This is a genomic window from Vibrio sp. SCSIO 43009 (genome assembly GCF_023716525.1).
Taxonomy (GTDB): Bacteria; Pseudomonadota; Gammaproteobacteria; order Enterobacterales; family Vibrionaceae; genus Vibrio; species Vibrio alginolyticus.
Map to the genome: position 1 here is coordinate 643764 of NZ_CP071842.1, position 21074 is coordinate 664837.

General features: G+C 44.9%; 13 protein-coding genes. 4 read left to right on the forward strand and 9 right to left on the reverse strand.

The window, feature by feature from the left end:
- Positions 1-43 precede the first annotated feature (43 nt).
- The 8 genes from J4N43_RS03080 to hemL form a co-directional block, all read right to left on the reverse strand.
- Entirely contained in the window at positions 44-1027 is a 984-nt protein-coding gene (locus tag J4N43_RS03080) for an ABC transporter ATP-binding protein (protein ID WP_005380040.1), read from the reverse strand.
- Between the two features lie 2 nt (positions 1028-1029).
- Positions 1030-2055 (reverse strand): ABC transporter permease, encoded by a 1026-nt coding sequence (locus J4N43_RS03085; protein ID WP_005380039.1) that lies wholly within the window; start codon positions 2053-2055, stop codon positions 1030-1032.
- A 2-nt stretch (positions 2056-2057) separates the two neighbouring features.
- Complete coding sequence (locus tag J4N43_RS03090) at positions 2058-3044, reverse strand: ABC transporter permease (protein ID WP_005380038.1); 987 nt, start codon at positions 3042-3044, stop codon at positions 2058-2060.
- A 170-nt stretch (positions 3045-3214) separates the two neighbouring features.
- Positions 3215-4897 (reverse strand): ABC transporter substrate-binding protein, encoded by a 1683-nt coding sequence (locus J4N43_RS03095; protein WP_005380037.1) that lies wholly within the window; start codon positions 4895-4897, stop codon positions 3215-3217.
- A gap of 782 nt (positions 4898-5679) precedes the next feature.
- Positions 5680-9066, reverse strand: coding sequence for a hybrid sensor histidine kinase/response regulator (locus J4N43_RS03100; RefSeq protein WP_252094128.1), 3387 nt, complete (start codon positions 9064-9066; stop codon positions 5680-5682).
- 225 nt (positions 9067-9291) lie between these two features.
- Positions 9292-10317 carry a 16S rRNA (guanine(1207)-N(2))-methyltransferase RsmC gene (rsmC, locus tag J4N43_RS03105; protein ID WP_158159762.1) on the reverse strand — a complete coding sequence of 342 codons (1026 nt, stop codon included), beginning with the start codon at positions 10315-10317 and terminating at the stop codon, positions 9292-9294.
- Between the two features lie 76 nt (positions 10318-10393).
- Positions 10394-11479, reverse strand: a complete 1086-nt coding sequence (locus J4N43_RS03110) for an AI-2E family transporter (protein WP_005386541.1) — start codon at positions 11477-11479, stop codon at positions 10394-10396.
- A gap of 345 nt (positions 11480-11824) precedes the next feature.
- Positions 11825-13120, reverse strand: coding sequence for a glutamate-1-semialdehyde 2,1-aminomutase (gene hemL, locus J4N43_RS03115; RefSeq protein ID WP_005380032.1), 1296 nt, complete (start codon positions 13118-13120; stop codon positions 11825-11827).
- Between the two features lie 246 nt (positions 13121-13366).
- Here hemL and erpA point away from each other — a divergent pair, with 246 nt between their 5' ends.
- The 3 genes from erpA (at position 13367) to vmeK (ending at position 18043) form a co-directional block, all read left to right on the forward strand.
- Entirely contained in the window at positions 13367-13708 is a 342-nt protein-coding gene (erpA, locus tag J4N43_RS03120; RefSeq protein WP_005380031.1) for an iron-sulfur cluster insertion protein ErpA, read from the forward strand.
- Between the two features lie 105 nt (positions 13709-13813).
- Positions 13814-14929, forward strand: a complete 1116-nt coding sequence (locus J4N43_RS03125; RefSeq protein WP_054574824.1) for an efflux RND transporter periplasmic adaptor subunit — start codon at positions 13814-13816, stop codon at positions 14927-14929.
- Positions 14930-14938: 9 nt separating this feature from the next.
- The gene (vmeK, locus tag J4N43_RS03130; RefSeq protein WP_158159761.1) at positions 14939-18043 is read left to right on the forward strand and encodes a multidrug efflux RND transporter permease subunit VmeK; all 3105 of its coding nucleotides are present in this window, start codon (positions 14939-14941) and stop codon (positions 18041-18043) included.
- A gap of 65 nt (positions 18044-18108) precedes the next feature.
- Here vmeK and shyC read toward each other — a convergent pair whose 3' ends face one another.
- Positions 18109-19401, reverse strand: a complete 1293-nt coding sequence (gene shyC / locus J4N43_RS03135) for a peptidoglycan DD-endopeptidase ShyC (protein ID WP_033905576.1) — start codon at positions 19399-19401, stop codon at positions 18109-18111.
- A gap of 130 nt (positions 19402-19531) precedes the next feature.
- Here shyC and tyrS point away from each other — a divergent pair, with 130 nt between their 5' ends.
- On the forward strand, positions 19532-20719 hold the full coding sequence (gene tyrS, locus J4N43_RS03140; protein WP_017820416.1) for a tyrosine--tRNA ligase: 1188 nt from the start codon (positions 19532-19534) through the stop codon (positions 20717-20719).
- Positions 20720-21074: the final 355 nt, after the last annotated feature.

Here is a 21074-nt window from a genome sequence, read left to right on the forward strand (position 1 = left end):
CTCTCCAGTGTAATTTTTGTTCTTAGCTAGCGTTTTTTTGTTGTTAAACCTTAGCTTGAGCAATGGTGTCGCCGTACAAATGGCAATTTGAGAGGCGACCTGGTTCAATTTGACGTAATTGGGTTGGTACACGTGTACATGCTTCATGTACGCGATCGCAACGAGCTTGGAAGCGGCAGCCCCGTGGTACTTCTAGCAAGTTCAACGGGTTACCTGGAATACCAGTCAATTTGGTCTTTGGTCCAGTTAGTGGAGGGAAAGAGCTACCCAAACCTTTGGTGTAAGGGTGGTAAGGACTTTCCAGAATTTGCTTAGAAGGCGCGACTTCAATCAACTCACCTGAGTACATGATGCCGATACGATCCGAGAACTCGACCATCAATGACAAGTCATGTGTGATGAACAGAATTGAGAAACCAAACTCTTCTTTAAGCGCGTAAATTTTTTGTAGAATTTCACGTTGAACCACTACATCCAATGCGGTAGTCGGTTCGTCCATGATGATCATTTTTGGGTTCAGAGCCAAAGCGATTGCGATTACTAGACGTTGACGCATACCACCAGAGAACTGGTGCGGGTAATCACTCAATCGGCTAGGGTGGATATCAACGATTTCCAGCAGACCTTCAGCGCGTGTTTTTGCTTGAGCGCGAGTCATATTGGTATGACGCATGATGACGTCACAGAACTGCTCTTCCATGGTTAGAACAGGGTTCAAAGCGTTCATCGCACTCTGGAATACCATCGACATTTCACTCCAGCGGAACGCTTGCATGCGATCATCGCTGTACTGAAGGATATCTTCACCGTTGAAGATCACCTCACCACCTGTGATAAACGCTGGCGGCTTATGAAGGCGCATTAGTGAGAAGGCAACAGTGGATTTGCCACAGCCAGATTCACCAGCCAGACCGAATACTTCACCTGGTGCAATGTCGAAGCTCACGTTGTTACAGGCGCGGACATCGCCCGCGTCTGTGATGTAGTCTACGCATAGGTTACGGATGGAAATTAGTGGTGCAGTCATGATTATTTATCTCCGCTCCATAGTGCATTTTGTGGTGCCAGTTCAGGCTCACGCTCTTTCTTGTCTTTTGCTGCTAGTTTTTTCCAGCGTTTCATGCCTTTGTGAGAACGAAGTTGAGGGTTCGCAATTTCGTCAACGGCAAAGTTCAACAGAGCAAGACCAGTAACCAGTAGTGTTAGGGCAATACAAGGTGCTAGTACTTCCCACCATGCGCCAATCAGCATGGCTGATGAGGTTTGCACGTTGTAAAGCATGATGCCCCAACTGATCGTGTTGGCATCACCCAAACCTAGGAACGAAATGACCGCTTCAGTGTTGATCGCCAGCATTACTGAGCCAATGAAGCTCGCACCGACAATCGGGATAAGGTTTGGTAAAATCTCAACGAAGATGATACGGAATGAAGACTCTCCCAATACTTCGGCAGCTTTAACGAACTCTTTCTCGCGTAGTGCCATAGTTTGAGAGCGGACAACACGTGCACCCCATGCCCAAGAAGTACCAGCGATAATCAAGGCAATGGTGAGTGGGCCTGCTTCACCGATAAAGGCCGCCAGCACGAATAGCAATGGATACTGCGGAATTACTAACATGATGTTCATTGCGGCACTCAATATGTCATCCACTTTACCGCCGAAGTAACCTGCCGATATACCAATGACTGTTGCTAAGAAACACACGATGATGCCAGCACCAAAGCCTACACCCAGTGATACTCGTGCACCGTAAGCCACCTGCGACCAGATATCGCGACCCATTCGGCTAGTACCTAATACGTGGTCGGCCTTTTTAGACATAAGCAGTGTACGACGATCGTCTGCTAGGTTTTTAGCGACCCAACCATCAGGGTTGTTTTGTGCCTGTTTTACGACAAAGCTAGGGTATTCGTGTGGATTACCGGTTCGCTTGTCTGGCGCATGCTTTGTAAGTAAAGGAGCTGCGATCGCAACGAATACGAATACGGTAACAATACCAAGACCGATTCGAGCGAATGAGTTACCTAAAATAAGTTTGAATAGTTCTTTCATGATTATTTGCCTCCCGTACGTAGGCGAGGGTCTAGAATCATGTACAGCATGTCAGCCATTAAGTTGAAGCACAGCATGAACATCGTCATGATAATTAACTGACCTTGAAGTACTTGGTAGTCACGAGCGTGAATTGCGTTCAATAGAACAGTACCTAGGCCTGGGTAGTTGAAAATCATCTCGATGATTAATTGACCTCCAATGGCCATACCTAAAGACATAGACAGTGCGGTAACACTTGGAAGTAGTGCGTTACGTGCGGCGTAATTAAAGACGACGCGGTTTTCACTCAGCCCTTTACCTTTAGCCATCGTGATATAGTCTTCGGCGAGAAGGTTGATCATGTTGTTACGCATGTTAACTAGGAAGCCACCAATTTGAACGATGGTTGCACAGAATAGAGGTAGTACAGCGTGGTAACCCACGTTCTTGATGAACTCCCAGCTTGTCCAATCAGGAATAGTACCTGGCGTGTAAGCATAGCCAGATGGGAACCATTTCAGGCCAATCGCAAAGGTAAACAGCGCTAACATTGCGATAACCATTTGTGGAATAGCTTGAATGATCAATGTGCCAGGCGTTACGAATGCATCGTACTTACTACCGCGCTTCCAGGCGGCAAAAATACCAAGGACAGAAGCGATGGAGAAAGAAAGTACAACCGCAGTACCAGCTAGAAATAGTGACCAGCCAAATGCACTACCTAGTAAAGAATTAACTGAAAGTGGGTAGAACTGGATTGAGGTGCCCAATTCCCAACTTAGAATGTTTTTAATGTACGAGAAGTACTGAATGTAAATTGGCCCATCAACGAAACCGAGCAGTTCTTTCATTGCTGCGATTCGTTCTGGAGTCACCTGTACTGAAGCATTAGCAAACATCATGGTAACTGGGTCACCAGGCATTGCTCGCGGAATAATAAAGTTTAACGTCGCTGCAACTAAGAGCGCGACAAGATAGAACGACAAACGTCTTAAAAAATAACCCATAACTCACACCTTACTCACCCAGATTTTTTCCCTGTTTCTGGTTTCAGGTCGCTCCTAGCGAAATTTAGAGCGAAAAATCCCCTGACGACGAGCGCCACATATTGGTTTCGTTAACAAGGGATTTTTATAGGCGGCACACGGGATGTATGCCGCTTGAAATGAACTTCTACTTATTTAACTGGTTTTAGGTCCAGTACGTGAAGTAGACGCTCTGGGATACCTGCCCAAATGTTTGGACGGCCCTTAGGGTTTTCTTCGTTCCACCAACCAGTGAAGCGAGTTGTGTTGTATTGGTACATGTACGCGCCAGATAGCACAGGAATAGTTACTTGGTCCTGAGCAATGATCTTCTGAATGCCATGAGCGATCTCTAGTTGTTCTTGTTTATCTGCTGTCTTGTAGAAGCTGTTAAGAAGACCGTCTAGCTTATCGTTCTTGTAGAAGTGCATTGCAAAGCGAGGCATGCCGTCACCAGCTTGTAGCTTCGAGTTGTAGCCACTATCCCAGTACAAGTGTGGATCTGCACCGTGGAAGTAGTTGGTGTAAGCAACGTCGTAAGTACCTTCTAGCATAGCTTGGTTGTATACCGAGAAGTCCGGTGTACGAGCACGAGCTTTAATGCCCACTTCTGCTAGTTGCTCAACGGCTAGTTGTACCGTGTTGTTGAAGTCAGTCCAACCGTTTGGTGATTGAATTAGAAGCTCGAAAGACTTGCCAGATGGTGTATCCACAAAGCCATCTTTGTTTACATCTTTGAAGCCAGCTTTAGCTAGAAGCTTTTTCGCACCTTCCGCGTTGTATGTGTTGTAGCCTTTGTACTTGTTGTGCGTCTCTTCATCAGACCAAGCTTCGAATGCGTAGCCAAGGCCAGATGCGAAGTCGTTCACTGTACCGCCGCCGTAGAAAGCGATATCAATGATAGTTTGACGGTCTAGCGCCATAGAGAACGCACGACGGAAGTCAACGTTAGTTAGTGCTTCGTTTTTCGCAGCGTCTGGGTTTTTGAAGTTCACTACAAATGCTTGAGTACCCGCTGGTGGGTACCAGTAGTGGTGATTCGGACTTGCTGCAGCGTACGTACGGTCGATGTCTGGTACGAATGAAGACGTCCAGTCCATTTCGCCGTTAACGATTTTGCCCAAGAATTGGTCGTTGTTCGCGATTTGTGGCACACGCAGACAATCTACATCTAGGTTGTCAGCATCCCAATAATTCGGGTTCTCACACTGGATATATAGCTGCGGTGTGAAAGTGTCGATTTCAGTAAATGGACCACTGCCTACTGGATTTTCGTTTGTGAATGTTGCTGGATCTTTTACTTTGCTCCATACGTGCTTAGGTACGACTGGTACTTTCGCAATTTCGTAAGGAACGTTTGAGTTTGCTTCGCTTAGACGGAATTTAACTTGGTAGTCGTTAACTTTTTCTACGCCAGTCACCCAAGAGTTGATACCAGATTGGTCTAGCTCTGGCTTCTCTTTAACTAGGTTGAAAGAATAAACAACATCATCAGCGGTAAACGCTTTGCCATCAGACCATTTTACGCCCTTACGGATATCGAAGGTTACGCTCATCAGGTCATCAGCCATGGTAAAGTTTTCTGCTAGACGAAATACAGGCGTGTTACCGTGCATTTCGTTAAAAACAACGAGCGGCTCGTAAATAAAGTCGGTTGTTGTGTGCAGGTTAGTTGCACCCAAGAAAGGGTTAAAGTTACGAACGAAAGTTGTAAACTCTTTAGGGTGGATAGTCAGTTCACTGCGTTCAGCCGCAGTAGCTACCGATGCAAAACCTGTAGTAGCCGTTGCAATAATTGCTGTTGCTAGTGCTGTTTTTTTAATATTGGCAAGCATAGCTGTTCCTTACTATTTGCTTTCATTTCACTAAATGGAATTGAATGTCATCAATTGATAAACACTCTCTAAGACCTACCTCTTGTACATGCCTTACTCATTACAACATTGAGTTTCGCCAAGAGTGGCCTGTAGGCCTTAGGTAGGAGTAAGAAAACACCTTATCCATAAAATAATCAAACTTGATTCCCGTTAAAAACGTTAAAATCTCTGAGCTCTCCGTTATAAACGTTATTTTGGCTAATTTTAACCAGCATTGGGCCAAAAAATAAACGTTGATATGCGTCGCAGTTTATATCCTTGTTAATAATAAGTGTTGGTGATTACTAACCTGCTGGTCCTTTTTAAATATACGTTTCCTGCTTGTTTTCTAGGTTCGGAGATCTCGCTCACATGCAGAAATGGTGTTAATTAATCAGCTAAAAATTAATCTGCCGTTCTGTTGTGATTAAGTTCGCAATCTCTATCAATAGTTCGTCAAAATCCGCTTGTTATCTGAAAAATGGCCTTTTTTATCGACAGTTTTCTTCCGTTTGTTGTCCTTTTTTTATTATATGAATGAAGTTTTTTCGGTTGCTCGAACTTACCTAGTTAAGACAAGTTAAATGGATAAGGTCGTACGTTTTGAAGACCAACAATAGATAGCGTTGTCTAACCGAATGTTCGTTATTGGAAATATGGTAATGGGGTAGGAAGAGGCGGTCTCTTTTATCTCTAGGAAGGGAATACTCGAATAACAAAAAAGCCCAGCATGCACGCTGGGCTAGTTTTTTTGATAAATATTAGCTGGTCAATAGTCGCTGTAGTTTATCTCGTTGTGCTTCTATGTATGCTCTCTCGGGGCTCTGTTCTTTGCAGTGTTCGAGAATGAACTCTATCGAGCTTAGCACCGTTCTCCAACGTGGTGTTTTGGGTAATGTTTCTATACGCATGTATTTATCTAAGGTGCGTGTTTGTAAAGTACTTCGGTCTAGATAAACGCGCCACAAGCCACTTTGCTCTGCAAATGCGAATTTACTTTCACCCGTTACAGATTCCCAATACTCTAAAGCATGTGTCATTGCGTCGACTAGAACTTCCCGCATAAGTTCTTGCTTGTCCTTTTTATTACCGAGTGCTTTGTCTGCAAGGCGCGTAAATTCTCCGCCAAGCTCTTTTAGCTTTTGCAATTGGTCTTTGTCACCATCAAATGCATAACTTGAAAGCACTTCTACGGCGGTTTCTAGATTATGTATGCGAGCGGCACTGGCTCCACCGCCGACATTAAAGATGTACATGATATCTAACCCTGAACCTTCAGGGAGCTTAAGAATGTCTGCTTCGATGTTCTGACGAATATCTTCAATATAGATATCAATCTTGCCACAGTAATGAGGTTGTTTGACGGTTAGATATTTAGGGGCAATCAGCTCATCAGCAGATGAGCGCTTTAGCTGTTCTAAGCTGCGCTTGAATAGCTTACAAGCAGCTTCGTTAGCAAAGCGAATACGCTTGTCTTCACGTAGACAGATGATAGCTTCAGGAGCCGATTCTAGCTGTTCCAACAAACGACCTTGAGTCTCAAGTAAGCTTGCTTCAACGACTGCTCGCTGTCTAAGTTCAGACTCTAGCACTTTGTTTTCCATATGGCGCATTTCTGCTTTACTTGCCGTTAAATGCGCTTGGATACGTGCCGCCAACTCTTGTTTATTAAATGGTTTCGATAAATAGTCGTTGGCTCCTGCTTCAAAACCTCTTACACGATCTTCTGTTTGACTGAGTGCGGTGAGCATAATGATTGGCAACTCGGCATGATCATAGGTTTCACGTAGTTCACTACAAACTTGGTAGCCGCTCATGCCTGGCATCATGATATCCAATAACAGAAGTTCCGGCTTCTCTTGCTCGACGAGCGCTAACGTTTCTGGCCCATCGGAGACGGTACGCACACGATAGCCCTCTAAACGTAAAAAGCTTTCAAGCACGCGTAAGTTTACTGGTTCATCGTCAGCAACATACAGTAACGGGCCGTCTGGGTTCTCTGGAAGTGATAAGTCTTCACTGTTCTCTACATTAACTTCAGGGATTTGGAAGTGTCCGTACGCAGCTAGAGTCTGGGTTGCTTGGATTTCTTCTTCACTGGCGAGCGGTAAAGTGAAACTGAAGGTAGTTCCGACCATTGGTTGGCTACTGACGTATAACGAGCCTCCCATTAATTCGATCAATTGACGGCTAATGGAGAGCCCAAGCCCTGCACCTTGACGATAACGGCTCGCGTCTTGCCCTGCTTGGATAAGTGGTTCAAAAATATGTTCAAGTTGTTCTGCGGGAATTCCTTGTCCAGTATCCACGACTTGTACGCGTACATGATCATCTACCACATTAGCGGAGATAACAATTTTACCTTCTGAGGTGTATTTAATCGCATTGCCAATCAGGTTATATAGCACTTGTTCAAGGCGTTGCGGGTCAGCTGACACTGCTTTTAAATCCGCTGGGACTTGGTTGATGATGCGGATGGTTTTACTTCCGAGTAAATGGCTAGAAAGCTCTAAAACCAATCGTGTTGCACTGCCCAAACTCACTGCTGATTTCTGGATATCCATGCTTCCATAACGCATTTTATGATAATCCAACAAGTCATCGACTAGATTAGCGAGACGCTGACCACTTTTAATGATGATATCAAGCTGATATTTCTGGCTAGCGGGGATCGCACCATTGGCGCCGGACGCTAAGGTTTCAGCAATCCCGACCATGCCGTGTAACGGTGTACGAAGTTCATGAGAAGTCGTGGCTAAGAATTCATCTTTTAATTTATCGGCCAATTGCAGTTCTTCATTCTGTTTTTGAATGATCTGTATGCTGCTTTCTAGTTCTTCATTTTGCTTCTTAATGGTTTGAATCTTCTCTCGAATAGAGCGTTGCATTCGTTCAAAGCTTAACGCAAGCCGACCAATTTCATCTTTACGAACCGTATTAAAAGACGTGTCATCAAGATCCCCTGCAGAGACCTTTTCGGCAACCCAAGTCAATTTCAGCAACGGAGAAGTGATAAAGTTTGATAAATAGTGAGAAGCTATCACCACAAGGATAATGGCGATCAACATAGCGATAACGAATAGTTTTTCGAGTTGATGGATACGAGCGAAAGCTTCGTTTTCTGGTAACTGTACGACGAGCGCCCAAATCACACCACGAGTTTCAATCGGTGCATAAGCCGCGATGATTTCTTCACCTAAGCCGTTCGTGTAAGTGCCGACACCAAACGCACCAGAGAGTGCTTTATCGATCACTTCTAAACTGTTCTTAATGTCGTCTTGTTTCGTGTTAATTGTGCGAGGTTGGTGATCATTTCCAACCAGCAGGGTGTTAATGGATGACTCTCGATTAGCGTCTGCGGCTAACTTAGTGATGCCATTATTTGGCAAGCGGAACATGGCATAGCTGTGTAGATAACCTTGCTGAACAATTGGTGCACCTAGCCAAGCGACTGATTTACCCCCTTCCAGCTCGAAGTCAGACACAATCACAGGAGTGTAGTCTTCGTTTACTTTTCGACGTTCAGTCACATCATCGGCGAGACGCTTGAAAGTTTTGCCAAGTGCCGAGTCTTTGTAGGGGCCTGATAACAAGTTCGTTCCGTAGTTATCGTCTTTGTTGATCGAGTAGGTGACGTTACCATTGATGTCGACCAGCAAAATGTCATTAAAATCAGAGCGCTTGAGGAGCTCCAAGTAGGCCCAATGATAGCGTTTATGCAAAAGCCGGTAACGTTCACTTCCTACATAGTTGGATGACTCGGGTAACGTTGAGGTTTTGATTTGGTCTCCGCTGCCCTCGATGTAGCGCTGTTGGGCGTTTTTACGAGACTCTTCAATATCATTGCCTAAACGACTAAAAGCATTGACGAGACCGTAGAATCGGCCACCACTGGCGTAAGCCAACTCTGAGCGCACAAAGCCCATGACTTCGGTTTCTCGTGCCTCAAAGTAGTCGATGATTTGCTGCTGTTTTGTATCTCGAACAGACAGTAAGTGCGAGGTGCTTTGTTCTTGCAGATCTTTACTGTGGGACTGCAAGAAAAAGATCGCAGTAATGGTAAGAGGTGTGATACTGAGCACCAGAAATGCGGTCATCAGTGTACTCTGAAGGCGCTTAAATTTCTGTTTTTTGTAGAATTTAAACATGGATAAGATTACAACTCATAATGGGCAGTTCTAAAACATACTTCGCTGCCGAGGTTCTCGTTAAAAACGGATAAGATGTTCAACTAGATAGAATTAACAAAATTAACGAGTTTTTTTTCTTTGACAAGAAAGTTAGTTGTAAAGCGTGCAGGGTGACGCAGTTTTTCTTATGAGTGTTGAATTTATGAGAAAAAATCGCGCAGGTTTGTGCCTGCGCGGGGGAAGTTATGATTTTTTCGCGTAGTAGATAGAAAATTTATTGGTCTTATTTAGCGTCTCGCAATTATTAAACGCCCGCTCGATAATTGGTGGGTATTTTAAGAAGCTATTCGCGACAATCACCATTTCACCGTCTTTGATTAGATATTGTGGTGCCTGGCCCAACAAGGTTTCCGCTGCGTTGTAATTTGTGTCTAAACCACTGTGGAATGGCGGGTTGCTGACGATAAAGCGGTAGTCTTTTGCGGTATCCGAGTATATATCTGATGCAAATACGCGTCCGGATAAACCATTCGCTTCTAATGTGGCTTGGCTAGAAGTGATCGCATAAGCATTAATGTCACACATCTCAATCGCGATCTCTGGATTCGCTTTCGCCATAAACGCACCGAGCACACCTGCACCACAACCAAAGTCGAGCACTTTGCCCGACAGCTTAGGTAAGGTTTCAAGCAGCAATCGGCTACCTAAGTCGAACTCGCCATGGCTGAATACGCCAGGTAGGCTCTTAACCGCTAGCGACTGCTCACCGAGTGTAACAGTGTAAGACTTAAACCAATCTGCTTGGTTGAAAGGTTTTGGTTCATTGAGGCAATTACCCCAGTAAAATGAGCAGCGACGAGCAGAGTCGTACTTGTTCACAGGGCCGTATTCTTGGAACATCTTCTCGATGCTCTTGATGCCGGAGCGGTTTTCACCAACGATGACGATTTCGGTGTTAATGCCCAGTTTCGCCATCAACATCGCCAGCAAGTATTCTGCTTCGGCTTTTGCTTTTGGCCAGTATAAAAGGACCATGTCTGCTTTTGTTTCAACATCAAACACAGAGCCAAAATGACTTTTCACTTTGTCAGAGGTTTGAATTTGGCGGTAGTAGCTATAGTTGGAAGTAAACACTTCAACAGACTCACAATGAGCTACTAACTCAAGAGGAAATAGGTCTTCAACTTCACCAGCGACTAAAACGTGTTTTCCGTTGAAGTATTCAAGTTGGCGCTGAGCTATTTGGCTAGGAGCGATATAAGCAGACATAAATTTGGTTCATCAGAAATAATTTGGGGCAGATTTTCGCACAATCTGCCCCAAGCTTGAAGTGATTAAGCGGTGACTAGCTGTTGTCTTGTTGGTTAAGGAAGTCTTTGAATTCTTCCTCGTAGATATTAAACAGTACCATGGTCACGGCAAAAATAAGTGGGCCGTAGATAAGACCAATCAAACCAAACAGATGCAGACCACCCAGTAATGAGAAGAAAATCATAAGGGTATTCATGCCGGCGCTGCCTTGCATTAGCAACGGGCGCAATAGGTTATCTATAGAGCCAACGACAACTACACTCCACACCGTCAAAAAGATAGCCCAAGTCATATCGCCTGTTAAGAACAAGTACGCTGCTGCAGGAATCCAGATTAGCGCGGTTCCTACCACTGGAATGAATGATGCAAAGCCCATCATCGTTCCCCAAAATAGCCCAGGGAAGCCGGCGAGCCACATACCGATGCCGCCAGCCAAACCTTGAGCAATCGCCGTCATGAATGAGCCCATTACGGCTGATTTAGAAACTTGCTCTATCTCTGTCAATATTCGGTCTTCTTGGCTACGTGAAAGTGGCAGAATATGACGAATCGCAGAGATAATTTTGTCGTGGTCACGAAGCAGAAAAAACAACACAAACAGCATTAGGAAGAAGTTCATTAGGAAGTTGGTTGCGTCTCCTAAAATCTTTGCGCTAATAGCAACTAAGTTAGAGCCAAACGATGTGGCAAATTGCCCAATTTTCTCAGCGATGGCTTTGGGCTCGATTTTATCAAAAGGTAAGTACTCATTAACAATCGCTAAGCCTTTGATAACGAAAGGATGTTGGAATATATCTTGGATACCACCATTGGTAACCCAATTATATGTATTTTGTGAGAAAACAGAGCCTTGCTGAACAATGGCGGCAAACACAAATAAAAGCGGGATAACAATAATAAACGTCAAGACGACACATGACAGCAGTGCCGCCATATTGGGGTGCTTGGGAATTTTCTGCTCAAACCATTCGTGTATCGGAAACATGAGCAAAGAAATGATAAAAGCCATCACAATGGAATTGATATATGGCTCAACCAATAAGTAGCAAGCAAAAGCAGCGGCGAGTAAAGCAACCATTAGTACTCGGTGACTCGACGTTATTTTTACATTATTTGGCATGGTATTAGTCCAACTTACAGGTGACGTTTACGGTTTATGCCTTCAATGATGGCGTGTAACCTTTATTACTTTGCACTCTTAACTCTTTCAAGCTTATGACAATGCCGAATTAGAGCAGGGCGATGTACCTTGCTATAATGACTACAAATCAGTCGGTTATCAATCAAGAGATGAGCTATGGGTTGTTGCAACGGTGATAAAAAGTGTCAAACCGAGAAAAAAGCTAAGCGAATACCGTGGTTTGGCATTGTCGTTGGGGTATTAGCGATATTGGTTATTTTGAATTGGCAATAAAAAAGGACCGTTACGGTCCTTTTCTAAATGCGTTATCGCCGTTTTTAGCGATTATTTCGCTTCTTCTGCAAGAACAGCAAAACAGCGGTCAGCCGCTTCTAGTGTGGCATCAATCTCTTTTGAACCATGAGCGAGTGAAGTAAAGCTCGCTTCAAACGCAGATGGCGCAAGGTAGACACCGTGTTTTAGCATTAAGTGGAAGAAACGCTTGAAGCGTTCTACATCGCACTTCGTTACGTCTTCGTAGCAAGTTACTTTTTCTTGGTCAGTGAAGAAGAAGCCGAACATACCGCCCACTTGGTTAACAACTAGCGGAATACCGTGTTTTTCTGCTAGAGACTTAAAACCTTCAGCAAGTTGTTTCGTTTTAGAAGCTAGGCGCTTTTCGTTGCCTTCTTCTTTTAGAAGGTTCAAACATGCGTAGCCTGCTGCCATTGCGACAGGGTTACCGGAAAGGGTACCAGCTTGGTAAACTGGGCCTGTAGGTGCAACGTATTGCATCACTTCTTTACGGCCACCGAAAGCACCTACTGGCATACCGCCACCAATCACTTTACCCAGTGTCGTTAGGTCGGGTTTGATGTTGTAGTGTGCTTGCGCGCCGCCTAGAGCAACACGGAAGCCTGTCATTACTTCATCAAAAATTAGTAGCGCGCCCTCTTGATCACAGATTTCACGTAGCCCTTCGTGGAAGCCTTCCACTGGTGGAATACAGTTCATGTTGCCAGCTACTGGCTCAACGATGATACAAGCAATTTCGCCTTTGTTAGCAGCAAATAGCTCGCGTACAGAATCTAGGTCGTTGAATGTTGCTGTTAGCGTGTGCTTAGCAAAATCTGCAGGAACGCCAGGAGAGCTTGGTTGACCTAGTGTTAGTGCACCAGAACCTGCTTTTACTAGCAAGCTGTCAGCATGGCCGTGGTAACAACCTTCAAATTTCATGATCTTGTCGCGACCGGTGAAGCCACGTGCAAGGCGAATCGCGCTCATCGTAGCTTCAGTACCAGAACTTACCATGCGGATTTGCTCCATTGATGGAACAAGCTCAGAAACTAATTCTGCCATCGCGATTTCAAGTTCTGTTGGCGCACCGAAGCTAAGACCGCGTTGCGCTGCATCAATTACTGCCTCGCGGATAACCGCGTGGTTGTGGCCAAGAATCATTGGACCCCAAGAGCCAACGTAATCAATATACGCTTTACCATCGGCATCAAAAATCAGTGGACCGTCTGCTCGTTCGATAAATAGCGGAGAGCCGCCAACGCCGTTGAATGCACGAACTGGTGAATTGACACCGCCAGGGATGGTTTGCTGAGCTTTTTGATACAGCTCTGATGATTTGGTCATGGGGTTATCCTCTTTTGATTGCTCGGACCAAGTGGAGCGCATTGTACCTAGCTATAATCAAGTTAGAAACGTTTTGCTTAATTTATGTGTTGTTTCGCAGTGTAATCTTATATATCCGCATCTGTTATAAAGAATCGGCGGCGAATACTTGAACGAGTTTGTCAGGTATTGGATAATCGTCTCAATTAGCACAAATTTGACGTCTTGCTTCAGGCTTGACGCATTACACGAGTGAGAGAGGTCTTCGTGAGCGAAGTAAACGTACCATTATCTTTTTCTGACGCAGCAGCATCTCGCGTTAAAGCATTGATTGCTGAAGAAGAAAACCCAGCATTGAAACTGCGCGTATACATTACTGGCGGCGGCTGCAGCGGCTTCCAATACGGCTTTACTTTTGATGAAAATGTAAACGAAGGCGATACGACAATCGTAAACAGTGGTGTAACACTGGTTGTAGACCCTATGAGTCTGCAATATCTCGTTGGCGGTATTGTTGACTACACAGAAGGGTTGGAAGGAGCGCGCTTCTTCGTAAATAATCCAAATGCAACGACAACATGTGGTTGTGGTGCATCGTTCAGTGTGTAATTAACACCTAACAGGCAGCTAATGGCTGCCTGTGCTTTATGTAGAAGGATGTCACGTAAAGCGCACGCTCGCAGATATGCAGAGAAATAATAAAAAGGACTTTATATGTCTGGACTTTCTTTTGGACGCCGAATTGTCGAGCGCCCTTGGCTAGTATCTCTTATCCTCGTCTTACTTCTTGTTGCATGGCTAACCATCGGCCAACTCAAAGCACAAGATGATCATCCTAACTCTTCAACATCCACGAACACGACACCACTTGCAAAGGTGATGTTTGATACTTTTCTTGCCGAACCTACTAGTAAAACCATTGAATTGTATGGACGAACAGCGCCCAATCGTCAAGCGCGTCTTGGCGCTGAAGTTGCCGGTAAAATAGTCAGTCTTAACATAAAGAAAGGCCAAGCGGTCAAACAGGGACAAGTGATCGCAAACATCGATAAGCGCGACCTTGGCATTCAACTTAAACGAGCCCAGGCGATGCTGTTGGTTAAAGAAAAAGAGTTTAATGCAGCTAAATCGCTAAAAAGTCGAGGACTGCAAGGTGAGGTTGCATTTGCGACAGCGCAAGCAGCGTTGGTAGATGCACGTGCGAATTTGAGTAACGTGCAAACGGCTTTAAGAAATACTGAAGTTAAAGCGCCATTTGATGGCATCGTAGATCACCACTTTGTTGAGTTAGGTGATTTTGTCGGGATTGGCGATCCTATTGCGACGGTCATTGATTTGGATACTTTAGTGATTGAAGCCGATGTCAGTGAACGGCATATACAATACCTTAAGGAAGGCCTAGAAGCCGACGTAAGAACCATTAACCAACAGCATCATCAAGGTCGTGTGCGCTACATTGGACGTGTTTCTTCTGCTTCTACTAATACATTTCCAATTGAAATCGAAATTGATAATCAAGACGCAAGAATTCCTGCCGGTATGAGCGCAGAAGTACAGCTGCCTTTGAGTGAAGTGTTGGCAGTAAAGATTACGGCTGCCATGTTAGCACTAGATGAAGAAGGTAACTTAGGTGTCAAGACACTGCGTAATGAGTATGTTGAGTTTGTTCCAATTCAACTCGTTAAGGCCGAGGATGATGGTGTGTGGCTCTCTGGGTTAGGAGAGCGTGCAGACATTATCGTGCTGGGACAAGGTTTTGTGCGAGATGGTGATCAAGTACTGGCCAATAAAGTTGATGACGTAGTTATTGAAGCGGCTAATGAGCAGTAAGGAGCACCTATGTACACTCTGATTGATGCTGCGTTATCTCGCGCTCGCACTATGCTGACATTGTTGGTGATGATATTAATTGCTGGTGTCATTACTTACGTCACAATCCCCAAGGAATCGAGCCCTGATATTACCATTCCGATCATTTATGTTTCTGTTGGACATCAAGGCATTTCTCCTGTCGATGCCGAACGTTTATTAGTTCGGCCAATAGAGCAAGAGCTGCGTTCAATTGAAGGCGTAAAAGAGATGACCTCTGTGGCATCAGAAGGTCATGCTTCGGTGACGCTGGAATTTAGTGTCGGAGTGGATCTTGATAAAGCGATGGCAGATGTGCGTGATGCGGTTGATCTTGCGAAGCCAAAGTTACCAGAGGACAGTGATGAGCCGACGGTAAACGAAGTCACGTTTGCATCTGAAGAGCCTGTTTTGACCGTTGTGCTCTATGGCACCGTACCAGAGCGAACCATTGTTCAGATTGCCAGAACGTTACGTGATCGTTTGGAAAGTTTCCGTCAGATTCTTGAGGTTGAAATCGCAGGAGATCGCGAAGACATCGTGGAGATAGTTGTCGATCCGCTATTGATGGAAAGCTACGGTCTCGATCAAGCGGATATCTATAATTTAATCGCCTTGAATAACCGAGTTGTGGCAGCGGGGTTTGTCGATACTGGGTATGGACGCTTTTCGGTAAAAGTCCCATCGGTTTTTGATTCACTGAAAGATGTGCTTGAACTACCGATCAAGGTGAATGGCAAAGAGGTGATCACTTTTGGCGATGTGGCGACAGTACGACGTGCATTTCGCGATCCTGAAAGTTTTGCTCGTTTAGATGGCGAATCTGCCATCGTTTTGGACGTAAAAAAACGGGCAGGGGAAAACATCATTGAAACGGTTGAGCTGGTAAAAGAAGTACTGGATCAGGGACAGAAGCGCGCCGAGTGGCCCGACAATTTGCAAGTTAAATACACTTGGGATCAATCCGACGATGTCAAATTGATGCTCAGTGATCTACAAAACAATATCTTATCCGCAATTATCCTCGTAGTTATCGTCATTATTGCCATATTGGGGGTTAGGACCGCGCTTCTCGTGGGGATTTCTATTCCAGGATCGTTCTTGACTGGGTTGTTGGTGTTATCGGTATTTGGGCTGACGGTCAATATCGTCGTACTGTTTGCTTTAATTATGGCGGTAGGCATGTTGGTGGATGGTGCCATTGTGGTGACAGAGTTTGCAGATCGGCGCATGCAAGAAGGAACGCCACGTAAAGAAGCCTATCGAGATGCAGCAAAGCGAATGGCCTGGCCTATTACCGCATCCACAGCAACCACATTGGCTGCGTTTGCTCCGTTACTTTTCTGGCCAGACATCACTGGTGAGTTCATGAAGTACTTACCACTTACTTTAATTGCTACCTTGGCCGCTTCGCTGATGATGGCTTTATTGTTCGTTCCTGTCATCGGTGGGATCATTGGCAAGCCTCAAGTAGTCAATCAGAAAGCTCAGCGAGAAATGGTGGAGCTGCATAACGGCAACTTTGAAAAAGCGACTGGCATTACCAAGCTTTATTACCAGACTCTGTCGGTAGCGATTCGTCATCCATGGAAGGTCTTACTCAGCGCGATACTGCTAGCGGCAGGTGTCGGCTTCACTTACAACAAAGCTGGCTTGGGTGCAGAGTTTTTCCCTGAGGTGGACCCTGCCTTTTTTACCGTTAAAGTTCGTTCTTATGGTGACCTGTCTATTTACGAAAAAGATGTTGTTATGCGCGAAATCGAGAAGGTGATGCTCGGTCATGACGAGTTTGAAAGTGTCTACACGCGCACAGGATCGAGCGATAATGGGGACGAGATTGGCCAGATTCAAATAACGCCTGTGGATTGGCAGTATCGACGCAAAGTGAAAACCATTATTGAGGAACTAAAAGAGACGACAGACCGCTTTTATGGTGTTGAACTTGAGTATAAATTCCCGGACGCAGGACCGCCTGTCGAGCATGATCTCGTGATTGAAGTGTCATCACGAAATTTGAGTGTTAGTGTGTTAGATGAAGCAGCCAAAAAAGTACGACATTGGGCTGATGGTAATCCTGCACTGACCAACTTGAGTGATACCACTAATAAGGAAGGGATTGATTGGCAAATTGATATCCAGCGAGATGACGCCTCTCGCTTTGCAGCGGATGCTACTTTAGTCGGGAATACCGTCCAGTTTGTTACGAACGGCTTGAAAATAGGCGATTATTTGCCCGATGATGCGGATGAAGAAGTCGATATTTTGGTGCGCTATCCGCAAGATAAGCGCGACATAGGTCGATTTGATCAACTGAGAGTGAAAACGGCAGCTGGTCTGGTACCGATTACGAATTTTGCTCAAATCAAACCAGATCATAAGCAAGACACTATTCGTCGGGTCGACGGTCATCGAGTTATCAATATTAAAGCGGATATGGTGGAAGGTTACAATTTGGCGCTTGAGTTACCTAAGATTGCCGCTGGAATGGAACAGCTCGACTTACCAGAAGGCATTGAATATAAGATTCGGGGTCAAAATGAAGAGCAGGAAAACTCATCAGCATTCTTGCAAAATGCTTTTATTGTCGCGCTTGGTGTGATGGCTTTGATTTTAATTACGCAGTTTAATAGCTTTTATCAAGCTTTCTTAATCCTTAGTGCAGTGCTGTTTTCTACCGTTGGTGTCTTCGCTGGGTTACTTATTTTCCAAAAGCCATTTGGCATCATTATGTCGGGAATTGGAGTGATTGCGTTGGCTGGTATCGTGGTAAACAACAATATTGTTTTAATCGATACTTATAATCAGATGCGTAAACGTGGCTTAGAAAAATCTGAGGCTATTTTGCGTACGGGTGTGCAGCGTTTAAGACCCGTTTTACTTACGACGGTGACCACCATATTAGGCTTATTGCCAATGGTGTTAGAAATGAACATCGACTTAGTTAATCAGAAAGTGGAGTTTGGCGCACCAAGCACTCAATGGTGGTCTCAGCTTGCGACCGCTGTCGCGGGTGGTTTGGCGTTTGCGACTTTGCTAACGTTAGTTCTGACACCGTGTTTGCTTATGCTCGGGAGAGAGCATCACTCCGAACAGTAAGCTTTATCGTGATGATATCGACAAAACAAAAAGGGCAGCGAAGCTGCCCTTTTCAATACCTTGCCTTACTTCATTGCTAACAGTTTGCTGTAGCGTTCAAGCTTGTCCATGCTAACTTTCGCGTTTGCCATGAAAGTTTGTCTCGCTTTTCCTGTCAGGGATTTAGATTGTGGCAAATTCACCGTGCGCGGGTTTTTATGGACACCATTCACAAGGAACTCATAGTGCAGGTGAGGGCCAGTTACACGGCCAGTTCCGCCAAGCGTACCGATGGTTTGGCCTTGCTTAACGCGTTGACCAGCTCGTACAGTACGTTTGGTTAAGTGCAGGTACTTGGTAATGTAAGTATTACTATGTTTAATGAAAACGTAGTTACCATTAAATTTGTTGTAAGACGATTTTTGAACGACACCATCACCAGCCGCCCAAATCGGGGTGCCCACTGGTGCTGCATAGTCCGTGCCTCTATGAGGACGAACGCGTCCCGTCACTGGATGTAAGCGGCGTGGGTTGAAGTTAGACGAAACTCGACGGAAATCCAACGGCGCGCGTAAGAATGCTTTTTTCATTGCACGCCCATTTTCGTCGTAATACTTGCCACTTTTCTGATCCAATATTGCGGTAAAGGTATCGCCTTGGTTTTTAAAGATCGCAGCAATGATTTTTCCACGGCCGATTACTTCTCCTTCTACCACTTCCTCTTGGTAAAGTACTCGGAAGCTATCGTTTTTACGAATATCTAAAGCAAAGTCGATGTCCCAACCAAATATGCCAGCCAGTTCCATGATTTGGTTACCATTTAATCCAGAAGATATTCCTGCATTCCAAAAGTTTGATTTGATGGTGGCTTCTGCGTAGTTGTACTGGAAGTCGACTTCTTTCTTATCAACTTCAGAAACGTACTTGCCGTCTTTTAATGTGATACGAAAAGTCTCGAACGCGCTTAGTGTCCTTCTTAGCTGCACCAAGTCGTTATTTTCGTCAAAGCCAAATTGCAATCGGTCACCAGGTCGAAGCCGAGTTAACTGTTTTTCTACTTCTTTGTCTGATGACACCAGTTCATGTAATAGACGAGCAGAAAGCCCTACGCGACTAAATAAGATGGCAGCACTCTCGCCATTTTTTACCTTGTATGTCTCCCAGCGCAGCACGGCGGGAACCGCAGGCGATGAACTATTTAGTGCACTGAGTTCGAGGGAAACTGGCACAGGATAATGTTGACCAACTTTTAATCGGCTCTGCTGCGGGTCTAGGTCTTGCGGATCAGGTAAAAAGAAGAGCGCGAAGATAATCAGCGCACTAAAAAAACCGATCAATACTTTGTGCAAGAGTGGAAGTCGGACAAAAATCGAATGCATGAGGTACTTGATTGCTAAATTAAACGGAAAAAGTGACAACTACCTAGTCTAACGTGTTTCAAAATGCATCGCTATTCAAGTAATATGTTCAGCTATTATATTTTTGCCAAATCTGTGGGAGTGAACAAGAATGGCGAGCATTGAAGCTGCACTAGCCGAGATTAAGCGCGGTGTTGAAGAGCTGATTCCAGAAGAAGAGCTAATCGCAAAACTAAAAGAAGACCGTCCTCTACGTATTAAATTGGGCGCTGATCCAACAGCACCTGACATTCACCTAGGCCATACGGTTATTTTCAATAAGCTTCGCTTGTTCCAAGAACTAGGTCATGAAGTGACGTTCCTAATCGGTGACTTCACTGCAATGGTTGGTGACCCAACAGGTAAAAACACAACTCGTCCACCGCTAAGTCGCGAAGACGTATTGCGTAACGCTGAAACGTACAAAGAGCAAGTGTTCAAAATTCTCGATCCTGCAAAGACTAAAATTCAGTTTAACTCTGAGTGGCTGTCTGAACTGGGCGCAGAAGGTATGATTCGCCTTGCGGCAAACCAAACCGTTGCTCGTATGCTAGAGCGTGACGACTTTAAAAAGCGTTACGCGGGTGGTCAGCCAATTGCTATTCATGAGTTCATGTACCCACTTCTACAAGGCTGGGACTCAGTAGCAATGGAAACGGATGTTGAATTAGGTGGTACAGACCAGAAGTTCAACCTTCTAATGGGTCGTGAACTGCAAAAGTCTCACGGTCAAAAACCTCAGGTTGTACTGATGATGCCGCTTCTAGTGGGCCTTGATGGCGAGAAGAAGATGTCTAAGTCAGCAAACAACTACATCGGTATCAGCGAAGCGCCAAGCGAAATGTTTGGTAAAATCATGTCTATTTCTGATGACCTAATGTGGAGCTACTACGAGCTGCTCTCTTTCCGTCCTCTGGAAGAGATTGCTCAATTCAAAGCTGATGTAGAAGCGGGCAAAAACCCTCGTGACATCAAAGTATTGCTAGCAAAAGAAATTATTGCTCGTTTCCACAGTGAAGCCGATGCCGATGCAGCAGAGCAAGAATTCGTAAACCGTTTTGCGAAGAACCAAATTCCTGATGAAATGCCAGAGTTTGACTTTGACGCAGGTCGCCCAGTGAGTAATCTGTTGAAAGAAGCAGGTTTATGTCCATCATCGTCAGATGCGATGCGCATGGTTAAGCAGGGCGCTGTGAAGATTGATGGTGAAAAAATTGCGGACAGCAAATTTGCTCCAGAAGCGGGTACTTACGTGTTCCAAGTAGGTAAACGTAAATTTGCTCGTATTACTATTCAGTAATCCATAATGACTGCAAATGAAAGCGTCCGAAGGGCGCTTTTTTTGTATGAAAATTTAGCAAAAACGGCAAAGTAAAACTTCCATACCTGATGAACTTTGCTACTATACTTGCGCTGCCAATAATGGCAGCGCTATCGGAGATTTACATGAACAATACCGACCATCCTCCCAGTCGTTGGGTGAGTAAGATTAAGGGAGCGAAATAACCCGCTTCGGTATTGGCGATCTCCGCCTTACCTAAGTGGTGAGGCATCTTTTCTAATTTTTTTCTCGTTATTTCCTTCATACATTCTGAATAGACAGTGCATTCGCATTGGTTTTCTCTGTGCATCTTATTTGTTGTCTGACTTTTAGC